16 protein-coding genes and 3 pseudogenes are annotated in these 18,887 nt (G+C 69.5%); 10 read left to right on the forward strand and 9 right to left on the reverse strand.

The features are described 5' to 3' along the window. Positions 1-106 precede the first annotated feature (106 nt). The 8 genes and pseudogenes from LRS03_RS11575 to rocF all read left to right on the forward strand — a co-directional run bounded on the left by LRS03_RS11575 (position 107) and on the right by rocF (position 9,949). The gene (locus LRS03_RS11575) at positions 107-304 is read left to right on the forward strand and encodes a hypothetical protein (RefSeq protein ID WP_257825573.1); all 198 of its coding nucleotides are present in this window, start codon (positions 107-109) and stop codon (positions 302-304) included. A 399-nt stretch (positions 305-703) separates the two neighbouring features. Then, positions 704-2,642, forward strand: a pseudogene (locus LRS03_RS11580) (ATP-dependent DNA helicase). A 103-nt stretch (positions 2,643-2,745) separates the two neighbouring features. Further along, a complete protein-coding gene (locus LRS03_RS11585; RefSeq protein WP_257825574.1) occupies positions 2,746-3,006 on the forward strand; it encodes a hypothetical protein in 261 nt (86 codons plus the stop codon). Next, on the forward strand, positions 3,003-5,555 hold the full coding sequence (locus LRS03_RS11590; RefSeq protein WP_257825575.1) for a diguanylate cyclase domain-containing protein: 2,553 nt from the start codon (positions 3,003-3,005) through the stop codon (positions 5,553-5,555). Before LRS03_RS11585 ends, LRS03_RS11590 begins: the two co-directional genes overlap by 4 nt. Positions 5,556-5,736: 181 nt before the next feature. Then, positions 5,737-7,188 (forward strand): S41 family peptidase, encoded by a 1,452-nt coding sequence (locus LRS03_RS11595; protein WP_257825576.1) that lies wholly within the window; start codon positions 5,737-5,739, stop codon positions 7,186-7,188. 70 nt (positions 7,189-7,258) lie between these two features. After that, a complete protein-coding gene (locus LRS03_RS11600; RefSeq protein ID WP_257825577.1) occupies positions 7,259-8,008 on the forward strand; it encodes a HesA/MoeB/ThiF family protein in 750 nt (249 codons plus the stop codon). A 30-nt stretch (positions 8,009-8,038) separates the two neighbouring features. Beyond that, complete coding sequence (locus LRS03_RS11605; protein WP_257825578.1) at positions 8,039-8,953, forward strand: LOG family protein; 915 nt, start codon at positions 8,039-8,041, stop codon at positions 8,951-8,953. A gap of 84 nt (positions 8,954-9,037) precedes the next feature. Then, positions 9,038-9,949, forward strand: a complete 912-nt coding sequence (gene rocF, locus LRS03_RS11610; protein WP_257825579.1) for an arginase — start codon at positions 9,038-9,040, stop codon at positions 9,947-9,949. Positions 9,950-10,055: 106 nt separating this feature from the next. Here the strand turns inward: rocF and LRS03_RS11615 are convergent, their stop codons facing one another. From LRS03_RS11615 to LRS03_RS11630, 4 genes and pseudogenes are all read right to left on the reverse strand, one after another. Then, positions 10,056-10,871, reverse strand: coding sequence for a MipA/OmpV family protein (locus LRS03_RS11615; protein WP_257825580.1), 816 nt, complete (start codon positions 10,869-10,871; stop codon positions 10,056-10,058). Between the two features lie 27 nt (positions 10,872-10,898). After that, complete coding sequence (locus LRS03_RS11620) at positions 10,899-11,363, reverse strand: thermonuclease family protein (protein WP_257825581.1); 465 nt, start codon at positions 11,361-11,363, stop codon at positions 10,899-10,901. Positions 11,364-11,508: 145 nt separating this feature from the next. Further along, positions 11,509-11,668, reverse strand: a pseudogene (locus LRS03_RS26885) (YkvA family protein); the annotation flags it as partial. A gap of 100 nt (positions 11,669-11,768) precedes the next feature. Next, on the reverse strand, positions 11,769-13,034 hold the full coding sequence (locus LRS03_RS11630; RefSeq protein WP_257825583.1) for a cation:proton antiporter: 1,266 nt from the start codon (positions 13,032-13,034) through the stop codon (positions 11,769-11,771). Positions 13,035-13,174: 140 nt separating this feature from the next. Between LRS03_RS11630 and LRS03_RS11635 the strand changes: the two genes are divergently transcribed. Further along, a complete protein-coding gene (locus LRS03_RS11635; RefSeq protein ID WP_257825584.1) occupies positions 13,175-14,938 on the forward strand; it encodes a patatin-like phospholipase family protein in 1,764 nt (587 codons plus the stop codon). An 8-nt stretch (positions 14,939-14,946) separates the two neighbouring features. Here the strand turns inward: LRS03_RS11635 and LRS03_RS11640 are convergent, their stop codons facing one another. The 5 genes and pseudogenes from LRS03_RS11640 to LRS03_RS11655 form a co-directional block, all read right to left on the reverse strand. Continuing rightward, on the reverse strand, positions 14,947-15,636 hold the full coding sequence (locus LRS03_RS11640) for a molybdopterin-dependent oxidoreductase (RefSeq protein WP_257825585.1): 690 nt from the start codon (positions 15,634-15,636) through the stop codon (positions 14,947-14,949). Next, positions 15,633-16,532: an SDR family oxidoreductase gene (locus tag LRS03_RS11645; RefSeq protein WP_257825586.1), complete on the reverse strand. Its 900-nt coding sequence runs from the start codon at positions 16,530-16,532 to the stop codon at positions 15,633-15,635. The genes LRS03_RS11640 and LRS03_RS11645 overlap by 4 nt, the downstream gene beginning before the upstream one ends. A 43-nt stretch (positions 16,533-16,575) precedes the next feature. Next, a pseudogene (locus LRS03_RS26890) lies at positions 16,576-16,980 on the reverse strand (NAD-dependent epimerase/dehydratase family protein); the annotation flags it as partial. Then, positions 16,977-17,450, reverse strand: coding sequence for a thiol-disulfide oxidoreductase DCC family protein (locus LRS03_RS11650; RefSeq protein WP_257825587.1), 474 nt, complete (start codon positions 17,448-17,450; stop codon positions 16,977-16,979). The pseudogene LRS03_RS26890 and the gene LRS03_RS11650, both read right to left, overlap by 4 nt. A 57-nt stretch (positions 17,451-17,507) precedes the next feature. Beyond that, on the reverse strand, positions 17,508-18,089 hold the full coding sequence (locus tag LRS03_RS11655; protein WP_257825588.1) for a GbsR/MarR family transcriptional regulator: 582 nt from the start codon (positions 18,087-18,089) through the stop codon (positions 17,508-17,510). Between the two features lie 269 nt (positions 18,090-18,358). On the opposite strand from LRS03_RS11655, the gene LRS03_RS11660 reads away from it, so the two are divergent. Beyond that, positions 18,359-18,859 (forward strand): type II secretion system protein, encoded by a 501-nt coding sequence (locus LRS03_RS11660; RefSeq protein WP_257825589.1) that lies wholly within the window; start codon positions 18,359-18,361, stop codon positions 18,857-18,859. Positions 18,860-18,887: the final 28 nt, after the last annotated feature.

Genomic DNA, 18,887 nt, shown 5'->3' on the forward strand with positions numbered 1-18,887 from the left:
GGGGCTCGAGGGCGAGGGGTTTCGCGCAGCCCGGCAGTGTAGGTGCACTGCCTTAGGTGGCCCGCAAGCGCTGGAGTACGATGCCCCACACTCCCGAAAGCGCGCCATGAACAAAGATCTGCTGCAACCCACCGCCACGATCACGGCCGCTTTGATCACCAACCCCTCGCCCGGCGTGTCGCGCTCCAAGCTGGGCGACGTGGCGACCCTCTTCGCGTCGGTCTACATGGAACTGGAGAAGGCCCAGGCCATCGTCGACAAGATGCGCGAACAGCCGGCCAAGGCGCCGACCTCGCTTCTGTAGCACCCGGCCCGGCGTGCCCCTGGCGCCTTGAAGCAGTACGTCGTCGCCGTCCGGGCCTTGTGCGAGTTCACCGCCAAGGCGGGTGACCTCGACCTGCGTTTCACCCCCGCGCCCACCGCCCTCGAAGGCCAGGCCGGCCACGCCATCGTGGCGGCGCGGCGCCAACGCGCCGGGTACGAATCGGAGGTGAGCGTGAGCGGCGACTACAAGCTGCTCACCGTGCGGGGCCGCGCCGATGGTTACGACAGTCACACCCACACGCTGGAGGAAGTGAAGACCTTCCGCGGCGATCTCGCGCGCCAGCCGGCCAACCACCGCGCCCTGCACCTGGCGCAGGCCAAGGTCTACGGCTGGCTGCTGTGCCGCCAGCACGCGCTCGACGAGATGCCGCTGCCTGAAATGAACATCGCGCTCGTCTACTTCGACATCGTGTCGCAGCGCGAGACCGTCTTCACCGAGACCTTCACGGCCGACGAACTGCGCGCGCATTTCGAGCAGCAGTGCGAGCGCTTTCTCGCCTGGGCCGAACAGGAGCTGGCCCACCGCACGCAGCGCGATGCGGCGCTCTCGGCGCTGCCCTTCCCCCATGCGCAGTTCCGCGCGGGCCAGCGCGAGCTGGCCGAGGCGGTGTACCGCGCCACCGTGCAAGGCCGCTGCCTGATGGCGCAGGCGCCCACCGGCATCGGCAAGACCATCGGCACGCTCTTTCCCATGCTCAAGGCGATGCCCGGGCAGCAGCTCGACCAGGTGTTCTTCCTCACCGCCAAGGGCTCGGGCCGGCACCTGGCGCTCGAAGCGGCAGCGCGTGTGCAGGCCGGGCAGCCCGCCCTGCCGGTGGTGCGCACGCTCGAACTCGTGGCGCGCGACAAGGCCTGCGAGCACCCCGAGCTGGCCTGCCACGGCGACTCGTGTCCGCTGGCCAAAGGCTTCTACGACCGCCTGGGCGCCGCCCGTGCCGAGGCGCTCACGCAATCGATGCTCGACCGCGCCACGCTGCGCGAGGTGGCGCTCGCGCACCAGGTCTGCCCCTACTACCTGAGCCAGGAACTCGCCCGCTGGGCCGACGTGGTGGTGGGCGACTACAACTACCTGCTCGACCTCGGCGGCCTGCTGATGGGCCTCACGCTCGCCCGCGGCAGCCGTGTCTCGGTGCTGATCGACGAAGCGCACAACCTGCTGGAGCGCGGCCGCATGATGTACAGCGCCGACCTCGATCAGGCCGCGCTCAAGTTCGTGCGCCGCAGCGCGCCCGCCTCGCTGAAGGGCCCGCTGACCCGGCTCAACAAGGCGTGGAATGCGCTCGCCAAGGCGCAGACCGAGCCCTACCAGGTCCACCCGGCGGTGCCGGAGGCCTTCAGCCAGGCGTTGCAGAAAGCCATCGCTGCGATCACCGACCACTTCACCGAGCACCCGACGGCCGTCGACGGCGAGCTGCAGCGCTTCTATTTCGATGCCCTGCACTTCTCGCGCGTGCACGAGCTGGCCGACGAGAACTGGCTGTTCGACATCACCCTCTCCGGCCCCGCGGGGCGCAAAGCCGCAGGCGCTTCTCACGCTGCGCAACGTGGTGCCGGCCCCGCAGCTCGGCCCGCGGCTGGCGGTCGCGCATTCGGTGGCGCTCTTCTCGGCCACGCTCACGCCGCGCGAGTTCCACGCCGACCTGCTGGGCCTGCCCGACGACACGGTGTGGGTCGACGTGCCCACGCCCTTCTCGGCCGAGCAGCTCGACGTGCATGTGGCGCGGCACATCTCCACCCGCTACCAGCACCGTGCCGCCTCGGTGGCACCGATCGCCGGGCTGATCGCCCGGCAGTTCGCCGCAAGGCCGGGCAACTACCTGGCCTTCTTCAGCAGCTTCGACTACCTGCGCCAGGTGCTGGCGGCGTTCCGTGCGCTCGCCCCCGAGGTGCCGGTGTGGGAGCAGTCGCGCGGCATGAGCGAGCCCGAGCGCGAAGCCTTCCTCGCCCGCTTCGTCCCCGACGGCCAGGGCGTGGGCTTCGCGGTGCTGGGCGGCTCGTTCGGCGAGGGCATCGACCTGCCGGGCAAGCGCCTGATCGGCGCCTTCATCGCGACCCTCGGCCTGCCCCAGCTCAACCCGGTCAACGAAGAGATGAAAAAGCGCCTCGACCAGCGTTTCGGTGCGGAGCGCGGCCACGACTACGCCTACCTCTACCCGGGCCTGCAGAAGGTGGTGCAGGCCGCCGGCCGGGTGATCCGCACCCCTGAGGACGAGGGCGTGATCCACCTCATCGACGACCGCTTCGCCGGGCCCCGGGTCCGCAGGCTGCTCCCGGCCTGGTGGGCCATCCAGCGAAGTGAGCCCCAAATTCCCGGCTGATCCCGGGCGTAACAAAATGCGCTTCGGCTAAGGTGCTCGACCATCAGGGCCCGCTCGTCCTCGCGTTCTCCATTCTCAACAGGCTCTTAGCAAGGAGACCCCCGTGGTATCGCTCTTCGCCTTCATGGTGACCGCCTACGGCATGAACCCCTACCTCGTGGCCACGTTCAATTCCAACCTCGCCTGCGAGACCGCCCGCTCGGCCCTGCTCTCCGCCGCACTGGAGCAGAACGTGGCCGGCACCAGCACCTACGCGATGGCCCCCAAGAGCCTCAAGTGCATCAACACCCCGGGCATCGTGCCCGGAGCCGCCGGCCGCCCGCCCGAAGCGAGCCCGCCCGCGCGGCGACCCGCCAAGAAGTGACGCCGAACCAGCTGCCCACCACCGCCAAGCCTTACTCCCGGCTGGTCGCCTGGGGGCCGTTTGTCGCGGTCGCCCTGCTGCTGACCATCCTGTGGGGCCTGGTGCTCGGCTTTGCCGTGGTGCAGGAGCGACGCATGGTCGAGGCTGCCCAGAAGCAGGTGCGCCTGGTCAACAACGCCGCCGCCCAGCAGACGCGCGACCTGCTGCGCGTGACCGACGGCCGGCTCGACGTGGTGCAGCAGTGGCTGACCCGGTCGCCGCAGATCGATGCGGCGCTGGGCGAACTGCTGCAGACCTTCAGCCGTCACCCCGACGGCCTGGTCCACGTGACGCTCGTCGGCGCAGACGGCAAGACCATCGCCAGCCCCGGCGCACCGGCCTGGGCCGAAGGCATGCCCGCCGTCCAGCTGCCCGACTCGGCGGGCGCCATGCGCGTCGGCGACCCGCTGCGCCGCGCCGCTGGCGAACCCTGGCGCTGGCCGCTGACACGCCGCCTGCACAGCCCGGTCGGCGAGGCGGTGGGCCTCGCGGCCTGGGTCGACCTGCCGCAGCTGAGCGCCATCCATGAAAGCCTGCGCGAGAAACCGGCCGGCGGCATCTCGGTCACCACCTCGCGCGGCGTGGTGGTGCTGCGCACGCCCTACTCCGAGAGCCTGATCGGCCGCAACGTGATGGCCGACCGGCCTGCCGGGATGCCGGCCAGCGGCACGCACGGCGCCTTCGAGACCGACACCGCCTACGGCATCGGCCACGCGCGGGTGGGCACCTTCGAGCGCCTGGGCCAGTACCCGGTGACGGTGCTGGTGTCACAAGAGCGCGACGAGCTGCTCGCCGCCTTCTACGCCCGCCGCAACCTCGGCATCGGCGTGCTGTGCCTGATCACCGCCGCCGCCATCGTCTTCTCGTGGGCACTCGCCCGCAGCCAACGCGCGGCCCGCCACAGCCAGGCGCAGTTCGACGCCGTCAGCAACGCCTTCCCGCTCGGCCTCTTCATGACCGACACCCGCGGCGAAACCACCTACGCCAACGACGCGTACTTCCAGAAGTTCGGCTTGCCGCGCGAGCGTCTGGCCTGGGGCTGGAGCGAACTCGTCGACCCCGCGCAGCGCGAGCCGCTGCTGGCCGCGTGGCACGAGGCCACCGGCACCCTCACGCCAGTGCGCAACACCCTGCACGTGACCCGGCCCGACGGCCAGCCGGCCATGCTCTCGGTGCGCACCGCGCCGCTCACGGTCGACAACCGGCTGATCGGCCACGTCGGCTCCGTCGAAGACGTGACCGACCGCGTGCAGCAGCAGCGCGCCCAGCGCATGCTCACCGCCATCTTCGAGCGCAGCACCGACATCGTGGCCCAGCTCAGCCCCCAGGGCGCGCTGCTCTACCTCAACCCGGCCGGCCGGGCGATGCTGGAGCTGAAACCCGGCGATCCGATCGAGCATCTGCGCTTCGACGACTTCCTGCCCGCCCACCGCGAGCTTCAGGTGCGCGACGTGATCCTGCCCACGGCGCACGCCACCGGCCTGTGGCTGGGCGAAACCTCGGTGCTGCGCGGCGACGGCAAGGAAATCGACGTCAGCGAAATGCTGATCGTGCACCGCGACGATCGCCAGGAAGTCGAAACCTACTCGGTCGTGATGCGCGACATCTCCCACGAGATCCGCAGCCGCACCGAGCTGCAGCGCAGCGAGTCCATCCTGAAGGTGGTGGCCGCCACGCTGCCGGTGCTGGTGGCGGTGGCCGACAAGCACCAGCGCTACCTCTTCACCAACGACGCCTTCGACCAGTGGGTCGGCCGCCCGCACGGCCGCCTGGCCGGACAGCATGCACGCGGCGTGCTCGGCGAAGCCGAATACGAACGCCGTCGCCCGCACATCGAGGCGGCGCTCGCGGGCGAACGGGTGATGTTCGAGTCCGGCAGCGACGGCCACCAGTACTTCGAGACGACCTACATCCCTTTCCGCGACGCCGACGGCCAGGTGGCGGGGCTCGTGGCGCTGTCGCAAGACGTCACGAGCCACAAGCGCCAGCACCAGATCCTGCTCGACGCCTCGCAAACCGACCCGCTGACCGGTGCCCTCAACCGGGCCGGCTTCGACCTGCGCGTGGGCGAAGCCTTGATGCGCGCACACGAAGACCAACACGCGCTCGCGCTGCTGATGGTCGACCTCGACCGCTTCAAGCCGGTGAACGACGAACACGGGCATGCGACCGGCGACGCCCTGCTGGTGGCCGTGGCCCAGCGCCTGCAGAAGGTGCTGCGCCCGACCGACATGCTCGCCCGCCTGGGCGGCGACGAATTCGCCGTCGTGCTGCCCGACGTCAAGGACGAGGCGGCAGCGCGCACCGTGGCGCGCAAGATCGTCGTCGCCCTCGGCGAAGCCTTCGCAATCGATCGCAAGCAACTGTCGATCGGTGCGAGCGTGGGTGTGGCCCTGGCCCGCCATGGCGAAGACTCGGTGCAGTCGCTGGCGCAGCGCGCCGACGTGGCGCTTTACCAGGCCAAGCGCGCCGGGCGCGGTCGCTTCGAGGTCGCCGCCGCCGAGGCGTGAAATCCCAGCGGCGCGATACCCTTTCGGGGCTTGCGTGTTTCTTTGCACACCCCTCGCCAATGCATGCGGCGCCGGGCGAAAAAGGCAGGAAACTTAGTGCTACCACGGCCCTCCAAGCGGGGTCGCAGTTTTATACTGAATTCGCGTGAAATCTCCGTCTTTTGCAGGAAGCAGGTCATATATGGGCGCCAAACTCAAGGTCGCTGGCTGGGTTGTCGTGGGCGCCGTGGCTGGCGCCCTGACCACGATGCAACTGCAGGCCACCGCCCGCAGCAACCCCATCAACCAGCTTCCGCTGGAAGAGTTGCAGCAACTGGCCGCGGTGTTCGACGTGGTGAAGAGCTCCTATGTCGAGCCCGTCGACGAGAAGAAGCTGATCAAGGACGCGATCGGCGGCATGGTGGCCGGCCTCGACCCGCACTCCCAGTACCTCGAAGGCAAGAACTTCACCGAATTCCGCGAGAGCGTCTCCGGCAAGTTCGTCGGCGTGGGCATCGAGATCGGCATGGAAGACGGCCTGGTCAAGGTCGTCTCGCCCATCGAAGGCTCGCCCGCCTTCAAGGCCGGCATCAAGTCGGGCGACCTCATCACCCGCATCGACGACACCGCCGTGCGCGGCCTCACGATGGACCAGGCCGTCAAGCGCATGCGCGGCGAGCGCGACACCAAGGTCGTGCTGACCATCTTCCGCAAGAGCGAGAGCCGCACCTTCCCGCTGACCATCACCCGCTCCGAGATCAACGTGCAGAGCGTGCGCGCCAAGATGGTCGAGCCCGGCTACGGCTGGCTGCGCGTGAGCCAGTTCCAGGAGCCCACCGTCATCGACTTCGTGCGCAAGCTCAACGAGCTGTATGCGCAAGACCCCAACCTCAAGGGCCTGGTGCTCGACCTGCGCAACGACCCGGGCGGCCTGCTCGACGCGGCCGTCGCCATCTCGGCCGCCTTCCTGCCGCAAGGCGTGACGGTGGTGTCGATGAACGGGCAGATCCCGCAGTCGCGCGCCGAGTTCAAGGCGGTGCAGCGCGACTACAGCCGCCGGGCCGGCTTCGACCCGCTCAAGGGCCTGCCCGAAGCGGTGAAGACGGTGCCGGTGGTGGTGCTGGTCAACGAAGGCTCGGCCTCGGCCAGCGAAATCGTCGCCGGTGCCCTGCAAGACCACAAGCGCGCCACCATCATGGGCGCCCAGACCTTCGGCAAGGGCTCGGTGCAGACCGAGATCCGCCAGCTGCCGGTGGCCAACACCTCGGTCAAGATCACCACCGCGCGTTACTACACGCCGAGCGGCAAGTCGATCCAGGCGCGCGGCATCGTGCCCGACGTCATGCTCGACGAAACCGCCGAGGGCAACGTCTTCGCCGCCCTGCGCATGCGCGAGGCCGACCTCGACAAGCACCTGAACAGCGGCCAGGGCGCCGAGGTGAAAGACGCCGCCCGCGAGAAGGCCCGCGAAGAAGCGCGCAAGAAGCTGGAAGAGGAAGCCGCCAAATCGGCTGCGGCGCCCAAGCCGCTGCCCGAGTTCGGCAGCGCCGAAGACTTCCAGCTGGCCCAGGCGCTCAACCGCCTGAAGGGCAAGCCGGTGATGGTGTCCAAGAGCGCGGTCGAGCGCAAGCCGGAAGCCTCGACGACGAACTGACGGAGCACCCGCGCCTCACGACGACGCCCGCAGCCTGCGGGCGTTTGTCATTTGGGGCGATCATTGCGGCATGAACGACGACCAGCTCCTGCGCTACTCGCGCCACATCCTGCTCGACGAGCTGGGCATCGAAGGCCAGCGCCGCCTGCTCGACTCGCATGCGCTCGTCATCGGCGCGGGCGGCCTGGGGTCGCCGGTGGCGCTTTACCTGGGCACGGCGGGCGTCGGCCGCATCACCCTCGTCGACCACGACAAGGTCGACCTCACCAACCTGCAGCGCCAGATCGCGCACGACATGAGCCGCGTCGGCCGGCCCAAGGCCGAATCGGCGAAACAGTCGATCGCCGAGATCAACCCCGAGGTGCAGGTCGCAGCCCTCACCGAACGTGCCGGCCCCGAGCGGCTCGACGAGCTGGTCGCCGCGGCCGACGTCGTGATCGACTGCACCGACAACTTCGCCACCCGCCACGCGGTCAACGCCGCCTGCGTGAAGCACCGAAAGCCGCTCGTCTCGGGTGCAGCCATCGGCTTCGACGCCCAGATCTCCGTCTACGACACCCGGGAGCCCGACGCACCCTGCTACGCCTGCCTCTTCCCGCCCGATGCCGCCTTCGAAGAGGTGCGCTGCGCCACGATGGGCGTCTTCGCCCCGCTGGTGGGCATCATCGGCAGCATGCAGGCGGCCGAGGCGCTGAAGCTCCTGGCCGGCACCGGCTCGTCGCTCGCCGGGCGGCTGCAGATGCTCGATGCGCGCAGCATGGAGTGGACGGAGATCAAGACGGCTCGCGCCCCTGATTGCAGCGTGTGCAAGGCACGCTAGTTGCCACGTGCAAGCGGTAAGCTGCACCCCATGGACAAGCGCACAGAACTCACCGCCCGCAACATTCTCCCGGCCAAGAAGGAAGCCGAGCTGCAAGGCCCGCCCCCTTCGTTGTACGACGGCCCGGAGAGCTCCTACCGCCTCGCCTTCACCGACGAGAAATTCCTGCTGCGAGACGAGCTGCGCCCGGTGCGCATGCAGCTCGAGCTGCTCAAGCCCGAGCTGGTGCAGAAGGAACAGGGCATCGAGTCGACCATCGTGATCTTCGGCAGTGCGCGCATCGTGCCGCCCGACGTGGCGCAGCGCCTGCTGTCCGATGCGAAGTCGGCCAACAATGAGACGGCGATCCGCATCGCCGAGAACCACGTGCGCATGTCGCGCTACTACGACGAGGCCCAGCGCTTCGGCGCCCTGGTGACGCAGAAGTCGCGCCAGCTCGCCTCGCCCATCTACGTCGTCACCGGTGGTGGCCCCGGCATCATGGAAGCCGGCAACCGCGGTGCGCACGAAGTGGGGGGCAAGAGCATCGGCCTCAACATCGTGCTGCCCCACGAGCAGGCGCCCAACCCCTACATCACGCCGGAGCTGTGCTTCCAGTTCCACTACTTCGGCCTGCGCAAGATGCACTTCCTGATGCGCTCGATCGGGCTGGTGTGCTTCCCCGGCGGCTTCGGCACGCTCGACGAGATGTTCGAGGTGCTCACGCTCATCCAGACCGGCAAGTGCCGTCGTAGGCCCATCCTGCTCTTCGGTCGCGAGTTCTGGTCCAAGCTCGTCAACTTCGAGCACCTGGTCGAGACCGGCATGATCAGCGAGGTCGACCTGCAGCTCTTCAAATTCGTCGAGTCGGCGGAAGAGGCCTGGGAGGCGCTCGAAGCCGAATACGGCTTCGACATCCCCGCCACCGAGATCGGCGACCTCGGCAGCTTCGACATGGAGGACTAGGGATGTCCACCCCCACGCTCACTTCGTTCACTGCCCCCCAGGGGGCGCGGGCCTTCCTTGGGGCGGCCCGGCGAAAGGCCCGTGATGCCGGCCATCAGCATCATCGGCGCTCCCACCGACATTGGTGCTGGTGCACGCGGCGCGAGCATGGGCCCCGAGGCCCTGCGCGTCGCGAACATCGTCCCCACCCTGCAAGGCCTCGGCCTCGACGTCGCCGACCGGGGCAACCTCTCCGGCCCGGCCAATCCGTGGCTGCCGCCAATCGACGGCTACCGCCACCTCGCCGAGGTGGTGGCCTGGAACAAGCTCGTGCACGAGGCCGTGCACGCCGAGCTGGCGCAAGGGCGCTTTCCCCTGCTGCTCGGCGGCGACCACTGCCTGGGCCTGGGCAGCATCAGCGCGGTGGCCCGCCACTGCCGCGAGACGAAGAAAAAGCTGCGCATCCTCTGGCTCGACGCGCACGCCGACTTCAACACCAACATCCTCACCCCGAGCGGCAACCTGCACGGCATGCCGGTCGCCTGCCTGTGCGGCAAGGGCCCGCAGGAGCTGATCGAGATCGGCGGACACGTGCCGGCGATCAGCCCGAAGTGGATCCGCCAGATCGGCATCCGAAGCGTCGACGCCGGCGAGAAGCGCTTCGTGCACGAGATGGACCTCGAGGTCTTCGACATGCGCTACATCGACGAGATGGGCATGCGCCACACCATGGAGCTGGCGCTGGCCACGCTCGACGTCAACACCCACCTGCACGTGAGCTTCGACGTCGACTTCCTCGACCCCGACTTCGCACCCGGCGTGGGCACCACCGTGATGGGCGGCCCCACCTACCGCGAGGCGCAGCTGTGCATGGAGATGATCGCCGACACCGGCTGCATGGCCTCGCTCGACGTGATGGAGCTCAACCCCGCGCTCGACGTGCGCAACCGCACCGCCGAGGTGGCCGTCGACCTGATCGAGAGCCTCTTCGGGAAGAGCACCTTGATGCGGAAGTGACGGCCCCTCGGCCGCGGCTGCGCGGCCGATCCCCCAGGGGGATGCGGGCCGGCTTGGGGCGGCCCGGCGCTCGGCCCGCCGGTGACGGCCCCTCTGCCCGCGTTCGTCAGAAGCGGTAGCCGAGGGCCAGCACCGCGCTGACCGGGTTGCGCTCGCGCACGATCACGCTGTCTTTCGCATCGCCTTGCAGCGAGATCGCACTCACCACCAGCGTGGCGGCCCAGTCGCGGTTGATGAAGTAGAGGAGCGAGCTGCTCAGCTTCACGTCGCGCACGCCGGCCCCGACCGTCGACACCGCATAGCCGCTGCGCACACTCTGCTCGGGGGTGATGCCGAAATACGACTGCATCCATGCGCGGTTGACCCAGGTCGCTCCGAGCCCGAGCCCGAGGCGCCAGCGCGGCGCGAGCTGGGTGCCGGTGTGCACCCCGAAGTCGGCCACCAGGCCATCGCGGTCTTCACCGGAGCCGTAGCGCAGCGAGCTGCTGAAGCCCAGCTCGCGCGAAGGATGCCAGTTGAGGAACACTCCCGCCTGCGGCCGCCGCGGGATGTCGCCCAGCCCGCGCAGCACCTCGGAGCGGCTCTCCTTGCGGCCGAAGTCGGCAGCCAGGCGCACGCCGTACTGCAGCTGCGGGCTGCTCCCGAAGCGGTAGCCGATGCCATTGCCCACGCCGGCAAACCAGCCGTTGGCCCAGCGGTACTCCACCGTGGGCAGCAGCAGGTAGCGGCGCTCGTCGGAGCCGAGGTATCGGTGACTGGCAATCGCCGCCACGCCGACGCGGCCATGGCCTTCGCCGTCGGGGCCGTCGAGGCGCACCGAGTCGAACGATTGCGCATGGGCCACACCCGCGGCCGCACCTGCCACCACACCCAGCGCCAGCACCAGGCCACGCTCCACACCACGTCTTGCGATCAGTTTCATCACAGCTTTCATGTCAACAACGAATCTTCATGGGCAAGGACCATGCGCCTTACGGAACTCGCGCGGTTCGGTGGCAGGCACCGCAAAGAGCCCACGCCTGCCTTGCCGCGCCTGGGCCTCCTCGGCCGCATACGGGCCGAGGCTCTTGCGGTAGCGCTGGCTCCAGGCGTGGCCTTCGCGCACCATCCACGCCGCCACATCGTGCCCGTCGAGCGTGACAGTCCCGATGGTGCGCTGGTAGTCGTCTTTGGCCCGGGTGCGCACGTCCACCCGCCGGTGCAGCACGCGGGCGGCCAGCGCCTCGCGCGATTGCGCGCCCCAGGCCTGGCACCGCTCGGGCGCATCGATGCCCTGCATCCGCACCTTGACCGGCGCGCCGGCCTCGGGCCGCACCCACAGCGTGTCGCCGTCGGTCACGTGCGTGACCACGCCACTCAGTGCATGCGCGGATGCGCACGCGAGCAACGCCAAGACCACGGCCAGCCGTCTCATGCGCCGACCAGGCTTGCCAGCCACCACACGAAAAGCCCGAGGAGCACCAGCCACAGCAGCACGATCAGGAGCGCGCCCCACCACAGCCGAGGCAGCTTGTCGCGCGAGGCTTCGGCCTCACGCAGCAGGCCCTCCCACAGCGGCCGCGGCGTCAGGCGCACCACGAGCGCAATGCCCAGCGGCACGATGACCAGGTCGTCGAGCTGGCCCAGCACCGGGATGAAATCGGGGATCAGGTCGATCGGGCTCAGCACGTAGGCCAGCACCAGCACGGCGGCGACCTTGGCCGCACGCGGCGTCTGCGGGTGCTTGAAGAGCTTCCACAGCGCAATCAGGTAGGTGGCCAGCCGCGCCTTGTTGGCTGCCCGCACCAGCTTGCTCATCTTGAACACATCGGGTCCTCGTTCAATGTCGCGCGCGGCGTGCGCGCCGGTAGAACCGCATGATCGGCGTGGCCGTCGATCCGTGCAGCAGCACCGACAGCACGATGGTCACCAGCACCGCATCGGTCACGAAGGCCGCCGTCTCGCCGGCAACCCCGTGCGCCACCGCAAACGACAGGTAGTACATCGAGCCCACGCCGCGCACGCCGAACCAGGCCGCCAGCCGCCGCTGCGTCGCACTCAGCGGCAACGACCAGGTGCTCGCATACACCGCGATCGGCCGCGCCACGAAAATAAGCCCCAGCGCCACCGCGAGCGACACCGGGGTGAACGCCGCCGGTGTGAGCAGGCTGCCCACCAGCAGCATCACCGTCAGCTCCGCCAGTTTCTCCACGTCGAGCGTGAAATCGAGAACCGCCTTTGCCATGTAGGCCGAGGCCTGCGCGGGCCGCCCGGCCGACGCCCCCGCCTGCCGGTTGTCGGCGCGCTCCACCTGGCGCATGGCCAGGCCCGCGAAGAACACCGCGAGGAACCCATAGGTGTGCGCCGCAAGAGCCAGGCCGTAGGCGAGCGCGATCAGGCCAAGCGTGAGAAAGCTCTCCATGCCCAGCGCCTGCTCGCGCTCGCGCCGCAGGTAGACGACGGCGCGGCTGAAGATGGAGCCGAGCGTCCAGCCGATCGCGACGCCACCGACCACCGCCCACACGAGATCGATGCCCCACCAGCGCCAACCGCCTTGCCCCAGCTCGTGAAGGCCCAGCAGGCCGAGCGCCAGCATGACGAAGGGAAAGGCCGCGCCGTCGTTCAGCCCACCCTCGCCGGTAAGGCTGAAGCGCAGGCGGTCGCTGTCGCGTTCGTCGCGCACCTGCACCTCCGAGGCGAGCACCGGGTCGGTGGGCGCGAGCACCGCTGCCAGCAGCACGGCGCCGCCGAGCGACAGGCCCAGCGCCAGCCCGAGCCCGGTCACCAGACCGATGGTGATCAGCATCGCCAGCGTGGCCAGCACCAGCGGCGTTCGCCACAGCGCGTCGCGCACCGGTGCGCGCAGACGCAGGCCGACCGCAAACAGCGAGATGAGCACGGCCGCCTCGGTGAGCCGCTCCATCAACACGGCGTCGGTGCCCAGCGTCAAGGTGAGCAGGCCCGACACCTCGGGCCCGAGCAGGTAGCCGGCGAAGAGGTAGATGGCCGAGGCACACACCGGCAACTCCTGCCGCCAGGTGTCGGTCAGCCCGATCACGATCAGCAGCACGCCGACGATCACGCACCAGACGACGAAGGTGTCCATGGCGCAGTGGGTGAAGGCGGTGACAGCATGGGCGCTGACCTTAGCAGAGGCCGCATGCCGTGGCCGACATGCGGGCATGCCCCCCGCAGGCCCCTAACGTTGGGGACACGCATCGGGTTGTGCAGGCCTATAACCGCAGCATGAAGGCCGTCGTCCGTTTCATCAACGCGCTGGGCACCCTGATCGCCTGCGCGCTGATGACCGCCTGCGCGTCGTTCTCGCACACCAACCTGCCGCTGCCGGCGCCACCGGCGGCCAGCAGCCCCGCGCCGGCGGCCACGCGCGCGAGCTTCGAGGTCGACGGCGCGCGTGGCCACCCCAAGGTGCTGATGTTCCTGGCCCTCTCGGGCGGCGGCTCGCGTGCGGCCTATCTGTCGGCCGCGACCATGCTGCGGCTGCAGACGCTCTACCCCGAGGTCGACCTGCTCGATGAAGTGGACGTGCTGTCGTCGGTGTCGGGCGGCTCAATCACCGCCGCGCTCTACGCCGCCTCGCGCGACGTGTCGCTCAACTCGCCGCCGCTGGCCGCCGCGCTGCAGCCGTTCATCACCGGCACGGCGCTCGGCCGGCAGGTCACGCTCGACACGAGCCAACGCCTGCGCTGCAACGCCCCGCTCGACGCGAAGGACCTGCTCGCGCTGCAGCGTCGGCTGCCGGCACTCACCCACGAGCTGCGCCGCCTCGACGCCCTGTGCCGGCAGGCCCCGCTCACGCAGCTGCGCGACTGGGAGCCCGACGCCGTGCTCGACCTCACGCGCCGCAACTACCTGCGGCGCTGGTTCGCCAACTGGCTGTGGCCGCAGAACATCGTGCGCTACTGGTTCACCGCCTACGATCGCGGCGACATCATGGCGCAGACCTTCGCCGACAACCTCTACGGCACCCGCCTGATCGGCAGCGACCTCGGCTTCGCGGAGCTCAACCCGACCCGCCCCTACCTGCTCATCAACGCCACCACCGCCACCGACCAGAGCGGCCCCGGCCTGTCGGTCGACGAATACGCCTTCGGCAGCGTCTTCACCTTCACCGAAGAGGACTTCCGCAGCCGCCTCAACGCCGACCTCGGCCGCTATTCGCTTGCGCGGGCGGTGATGGCCTCGTCGTCCTTCCCGCTCGTCTTTCCGAGCCACACGCTGCAGGACTACCGGCCGGGCGCACTCGAACGCCACTGCGAGAAGGACCGCAACGATGAACTGAAGTGCACCGACAAGCAGTACCTGCACGTCTTCGACGGCGGCAACTCCGACAACCTCGGCCTCAAGTCGGTGAAACGCGCGCTGTTCCAGCTCGAAGCGAAGGGCCGCCTCGACGACTACGACCGCATCGTCGTCGTGCTGGTCGACGCCTTCACCCGCCCGCGCGGTGCGAGCCGGCTCGACCCCGACCCGCGCGGCACGCTCGGCCTGCTGCTCGACGCCAACGTGAGCGATGCGGTCGATGCCCTGCTGCAAAACAACCGCGGCCGTCTGCTCGGCGAATTCGACGGCGCCGTGCTGCGCTGGAACGACGGCAGCTGCGAGCCTGAGACACGCGAGCTGCCCAGCGCCTTGTGCCAGGCCCTCAATGCCCGGGGCCGCCCGGTGCTCAACCTCTCCAAAAGCCTGGTCTTCTATCACTTCGGCTTCGACGACGTGGTGGCCGTCGACCCGCAGCACGCGGGCCTCAAGCGCAGGCTCGACAGCATCCCCACCTCGTTCAAACTCGACGAAGGCGACGCACGCCTGCTCGACGAGGCGGTCGACCTCGTCATCGCCCCGGCCAACCCCTGCCTGCAGAAGATCCGCGACCTGGTGCGCATGCCCGAGGCGACGCCGGAGAGCGTCGTCCACGCGCGCAAGGTGTGCCGCCGCACCGAGGGCGAGCGCAGCACGCCCTCGATCGCGCCGCCCGCGTCGCCACCCTGACGCGCAGCTCAACCCGGCGGCGGCCGTTCCTTCATGGCACGCGCCAGGATCGCGGCCGTCGGCCCGATGAGCGGCCGGAACAGGTGGCGCAACAACCAGCTGGGCAGGCCGTGGCCGCGTTCTTCGAACGCCACCCGGCCGCGTTCGTGCGACATGAAGGCCGGGCCGAGCGGCCGGTAGCCGTCGCGCGACTCGCGCAGCTCGATGCGCTGCAGGTGCTTCACGCTCTTGTAGCCGTAGTGGGCCGGCGCCACGAGCCGCAGCGGCGCGCCGTGTTCGATGCCGAGCGGCTGGCCATCGAGGCGGTCGGCCAGCAGCACCTCGGGCGCCATCAGGTCGGCCAGCGGCAGGTCGGCGCGAAAGCCATCTTCGCCGCGCAGCACCACGAGGCTCACCTGCGGCGAGGCCGAGGCGCGAATGAGGGCGTCGTACACGTCGCGGAAGCGGTAGCCGCTCCACATGAGGCCGCGCCGGCTCCAGCTGGTGACGCAGTGGAAATTACTGCGCTGCTCGACGCGCGTCAGCCCCGCGAGCGCTGCAGCGTCGAGCACCAGCGGCTCGCGCAGCGCGCCCGTCCACTGCAGGCAAACCACATCCGGACGGGCGGGGAAACGCCTCGCGAAGCTCGTCACCCCGAAGCGCGGGAAGTCGTCGCGCCAGCGCTGGCCGGGCGGCAGATCGTCGTGGCCGGTCTTCATGCGCCGACCCTCACACGAGACGCGGGCAGGGCCCGCGAGCGGCGCGCATCAACCGTCGAGCGCACCGGCGGCGCCGCCAACCACAGCAGCACCAGCAGCGCGAGCACCGGCACGTTCTTCACCAGCGGGCCGCAGTGATCGATCGTCAGCTCGGGCATGTTGAGCGCAGCGGTCGTCGTGTAGCCGAGCACCGCCACCACCTGCAGCGCCATTGCCCAGGGCACCTGCCGGCGCAGCGCCAGCACGCCCAGCACGGTGTTGAGGCTGCACGAGAACACCAGCGCCGCCACGCCCCAAGAGCCCTCGAAGCCGCACCGCGCCATCAGCGCAAGCACACCCGACTCGCGCGGCAGCAAGGCGCTGATGAACGCGGTGTACAGCCACATGAAGGCGAGCGAGCCGCGTGCCACGCCCATCGCCGCCGGGCTCAGCTGCACGCGCAGGTCGACGAGCGGCTGCGGCGCGGTGACCGTGAGGCCCTGCGCCATCGTCGTGGGCGCGCGGCCCAGCAGGCGTGGCAGTGCGTTGTCGCCCGGCGTGTTGCCACGCGCGAGCAGGCGCAGCGTGTCGCGGCAATACACCTGCTGCGGCAGGGCCTCGGCGGCCCAGGCCAGCGCCTGCATCAGCGGCATCGGCACCGGCAGCCAGAGCGGCTCGCCCAGGCCCTGGGCGCGGCGGTAGGCCGCGAGCATGTCGCGGTAGCTGATGGGTGCCGGGCCGCCCAGCTCGTGTACCACCCGCAGCTCCCCCGGGTGCTCGACCAGCCGTGCCACCGCCTCGGCCAGCTCGTAGACGTGCAGCGGCTGCACGCGCTGCAGGCCGCGTCCCGGCAGCGACACCACCGGCAGGCTCGCCAGCGTGGCGAAGAGCGCCGCACTCCTGGCTGCGCGGGCCATAGACCAGCGACGGCCGCAGCACCGCCCAGTCGACCGGCAGCGAGGCCAGCGCGTCGTCGGCCATCAGCTTGCTGCTCAGGTAGGGCGTCGCAAGCGCCTCGGCATCGCCGGCGACGCCCAGCGCCGAAACCTGCAGCACCCGCCGCACCCCCGCCAGTGCCGCGCCGCGAAACAGCTCGACCGGCCCTTCGGTGTGCACCCGCTCGAAGCTCTGCCCCCGCGCCGGCATCAGGATGCCCACGCAATTGATCACCACGTCGATGCGTTCGCGCCGCAGGGCCTCGGCCCAGGCTTCGGGCCGGCGCGGCTGCATGTAGTCGACATGCATCGTGTGCCGCCCGTCGACCGCGCCGCGCGACCCCTCGACCACCGCATGGCCGCGTGCGCGCAGCGCATGCACCACCGCTGCCCCCACGCAGCCGGTGGCCCCGCTCACCAGGACTCTCATGTGTTCCTCCCTTCTTGGTTGTGATCCATCGTGCAGGCGCCGTCCGCACAGCGCCGCATGCGGCGCGCCATCTGCCGGGCACGCAGCGCGCGCAGGCCGTCGATCAGCGGTGCCGCCACGCGCGAGACCGTGCGGCGGTGGCGGGCAAAGAGCCGGTACGCCACGTCGGACACACCGCGCAGCGGGCCCCAGCCGACCGGACGCATCACCCAGCCCAGGCCCACCGCCTCGTAGGCCAGGCGCAGCACCTGCACTCCCTTCATCAGCTGGCCGTCGGCGCGCAGGGCGTGGATCTCGGCGTCCATCTCGGCCAGCGTGGCGCCGTAAGGCGTGGGGTCGAAGCCCGGCGCGCTGATGTCGACGAAGGCCAGGCGACCCGCGTCGTTGCGGGCGCGCAGGTGGTCCATTTCGAGGGCACACACCGGGCAGGCGGCGTCGTAGAGCAAGGTCAGCGGGTAGACGGCACTCATGATCCCTCCAGTTATTTCAGTCAAAACAGAAATGCTCGGGCAAAAATTTTTTGAGACTCAAGGCCCCAGCAGGTGCGCCGGGGTGACCGCCGGTGCCTCGGTGGCGGGTGCTGTCTCGTCGCGCCCGAGCAGCTTCTTCACACGGGCGCCGAGCTTGAGCACCTTGCTCAGGGTGTCGGTGTCGAGCCGCAGCATCTCGTCGCCCCAGGCGGTGAGCGTCTGCAGGAATTCGAGCGTCTCGCGCATGCGCAGCTTCGCGTCGGTCGGGTCGCGGCTGATTGCCGGATCGGCCAGCAGTTCGGTCAGCACGGCGATCGTCGGCGCGATCTCTCGGCGCTGGCGCTCGCGGATGACAGTACGCGCCAACTCCCAGACCGAGAGAGAGGTTTCGAAGTGGTCGCGCCGGTCGCCGGCGATGTGGACCAGGCGCACCAGGTTCCAGCTCTGCAGCTCACGGATGCTGTTGCTGACGTTGGAGCGCGCCACGCCGAGCGTCTCGGTGATCTCTTCGGCGTGCATTGGTCGGCCGGTGATGTAGAGCAGCGCGTGGATCTGGGCCACCGTGCGGTTGACGCCCCAGCGAGCCCCCATCTCACCCCAGTGAAGGACGAAGCGTTCGAGGGTGGGCGACAGGTTCATGAGGCCACTCTAGGTGTGGCATTCATTTCTGTCAATACAGAAATCCAAGGCACACACGCCACCCCGTATCCACGAACACCCCCGCGAACACCCTTAGTCGCACGAAACCCCCACCGAGCGTCGAGTGCGTCACGAACCGCCCGCCGGCGTGAGTCAAGAAGCCAGCCACCCGACCGATAGGGAAGAAGACGTGGTTTGCACTGCTGTTCGAAAGAGCGCGCGTGCACCAACGGCCGACCATCGAAGGAATGTACGGAACGAGCACCCGCATGAAGGGCATCACGCTGATCGAACTGAGCGTCGCACTGGGCATCCTGGCCATCCTGGCCGCGGTGATGCTGCCGCGCATCGCCCAGCTGCAGCGCAGCGCCCGCATCGGCGAGCTGCGTTATCTGCACGGCATCGTGAGCACGCGGGTGACGCTCGTCCACATGGCGGCGCAGGTGCGCCAGGGCCAGCCCGACGCTGCACCCTGCGCCGGCGGCCGCGGCACAGCCGACAACAAGCTCCAAGGTGCCGGCACGCTGTGCACGCAGCAAGGGCTCATCGCCACGCTGCACGGCTACCCGGCGGCCACGCCCACGCAGACCTACGGCCTCACGCCCGCCGAGATGCCACCCGAGCGCTACCGCGTGCGCACCGAGGGCGGCAAGACCGTCTTCATGCGCGCCGACGCCAAAGACCCCGAAGCCTGCAGCTTCACCTATTCCCAAGCCCTGGACGCCAAGACGGCGGCGGCCATTTCCGTTCCCTTGGTATCCGGATGCTGAGCCGTTGCATCCCTCGCTCTTTCTCTAG

Origin of the sequence: Rhizobacter sp. J219 (assembly GCF_024700055.1) — a bacterium.
Taxonomy (GTDB): Bacteria; Pseudomonadota; Gammaproteobacteria; order Burkholderiales; family Burkholderiaceae_C; genus Rhizobacter.

Excerpts from the sequence above, each read along its gene's own strand:
- LRS03_RS11615 (WP_257825580.1), bottom strand. The coding sequence starts at position 10,871 with ATGAAACTGATCGCAAGACGTGGTGTGGAGCGTGGCCTGGTGCTGGCG.
- LRS03_RS11630 (WP_257825583.1), bottom strand. The coding sequence starts at position 13,034 with ATGGACACCTTCGTCGTCTGGTGCGTGATCGTCGGCGTGCTGCTGATC.
- LRS03_RS11650 (WP_257825587.1), bottom strand. The coding sequence starts at position 17,450 with ATGAGTGCCGTCTACCCGCTGACCTTGCTCTACGACGCCGCCTGCCCG.
- LRS03_RS11620 (WP_257825581.1), bottom strand. The coding sequence starts at position 11,363 with ATGAGACGGCTGGCCGTGGTCTTGGCGTTGCTCGCGTGCGCATCCGCG.
- LRS03_RS11575 (WP_257825573.1), top strand. The coding sequence starts at position 107 with ATGAACAAAGATCTGCTGCAACCCACCGCCACGATCACGGCCGCTTTG.
- LRS03_RS11645 (WP_257825586.1), bottom strand. The coding sequence starts at position 16,532 with ATGGCCCGCGCAGCCAGGAGTGCGGCGCTCTTCGCCACGCTGGCGAGC.
- LRS03_RS11640 (WP_257825585.1), bottom strand. The coding sequence starts at position 15,636 with ATGAAGACCGGCCACGACGATCTGCCGCCCGGCCAGCGCTGGCGCGAC.
- LRS03_RS11635 (WP_257825584.1), top strand. The coding sequence starts at position 13,175 with ATGAAGGCCGTCGTCCGTTTCATCAACGCGCTGGGCACCCTGATCGCC.
- LRS03_RS11605 (WP_257825578.1), top strand. The coding sequence starts at position 8,039 with ATGGACAAGCGCACAGAACTCACCGCCCGCAACATTCTCCCGGCCAAG.
- LRS03_RS11655 (WP_257825588.1), bottom strand. The coding sequence starts at position 18,089 with ATGAACCTGTCGCCCACCCTCGAACGCTTCGTCCTTCACTGGGGTGAG.
- LRS03_RS11595 (WP_257825576.1), top strand. The coding sequence starts at position 5,737 with ATGGGCGCCAAACTCAAGGTCGCTGGCTGGGTTGTCGTGGGCGCCGTG.
- LRS03_RS11600 (WP_257825577.1), top strand. The coding sequence starts at position 7,259 with ATGAACGACGACCAGCTCCTGCGCTACTCGCGCCACATCCTGCTCGAC.
- LRS03_RS11660 (WP_257825589.1), top strand. The coding sequence starts at position 18,359 with ATGAAGGGCATCACGCTGATCGAACTGAGCGTCGCACTGGGCATCCTG.
- rocF (WP_257825579.1), top strand. The coding sequence starts at position 9,038 with ATGCCGGCCATCAGCATCATCGGCGCTCCCACCGACATTGGTGCTGGT.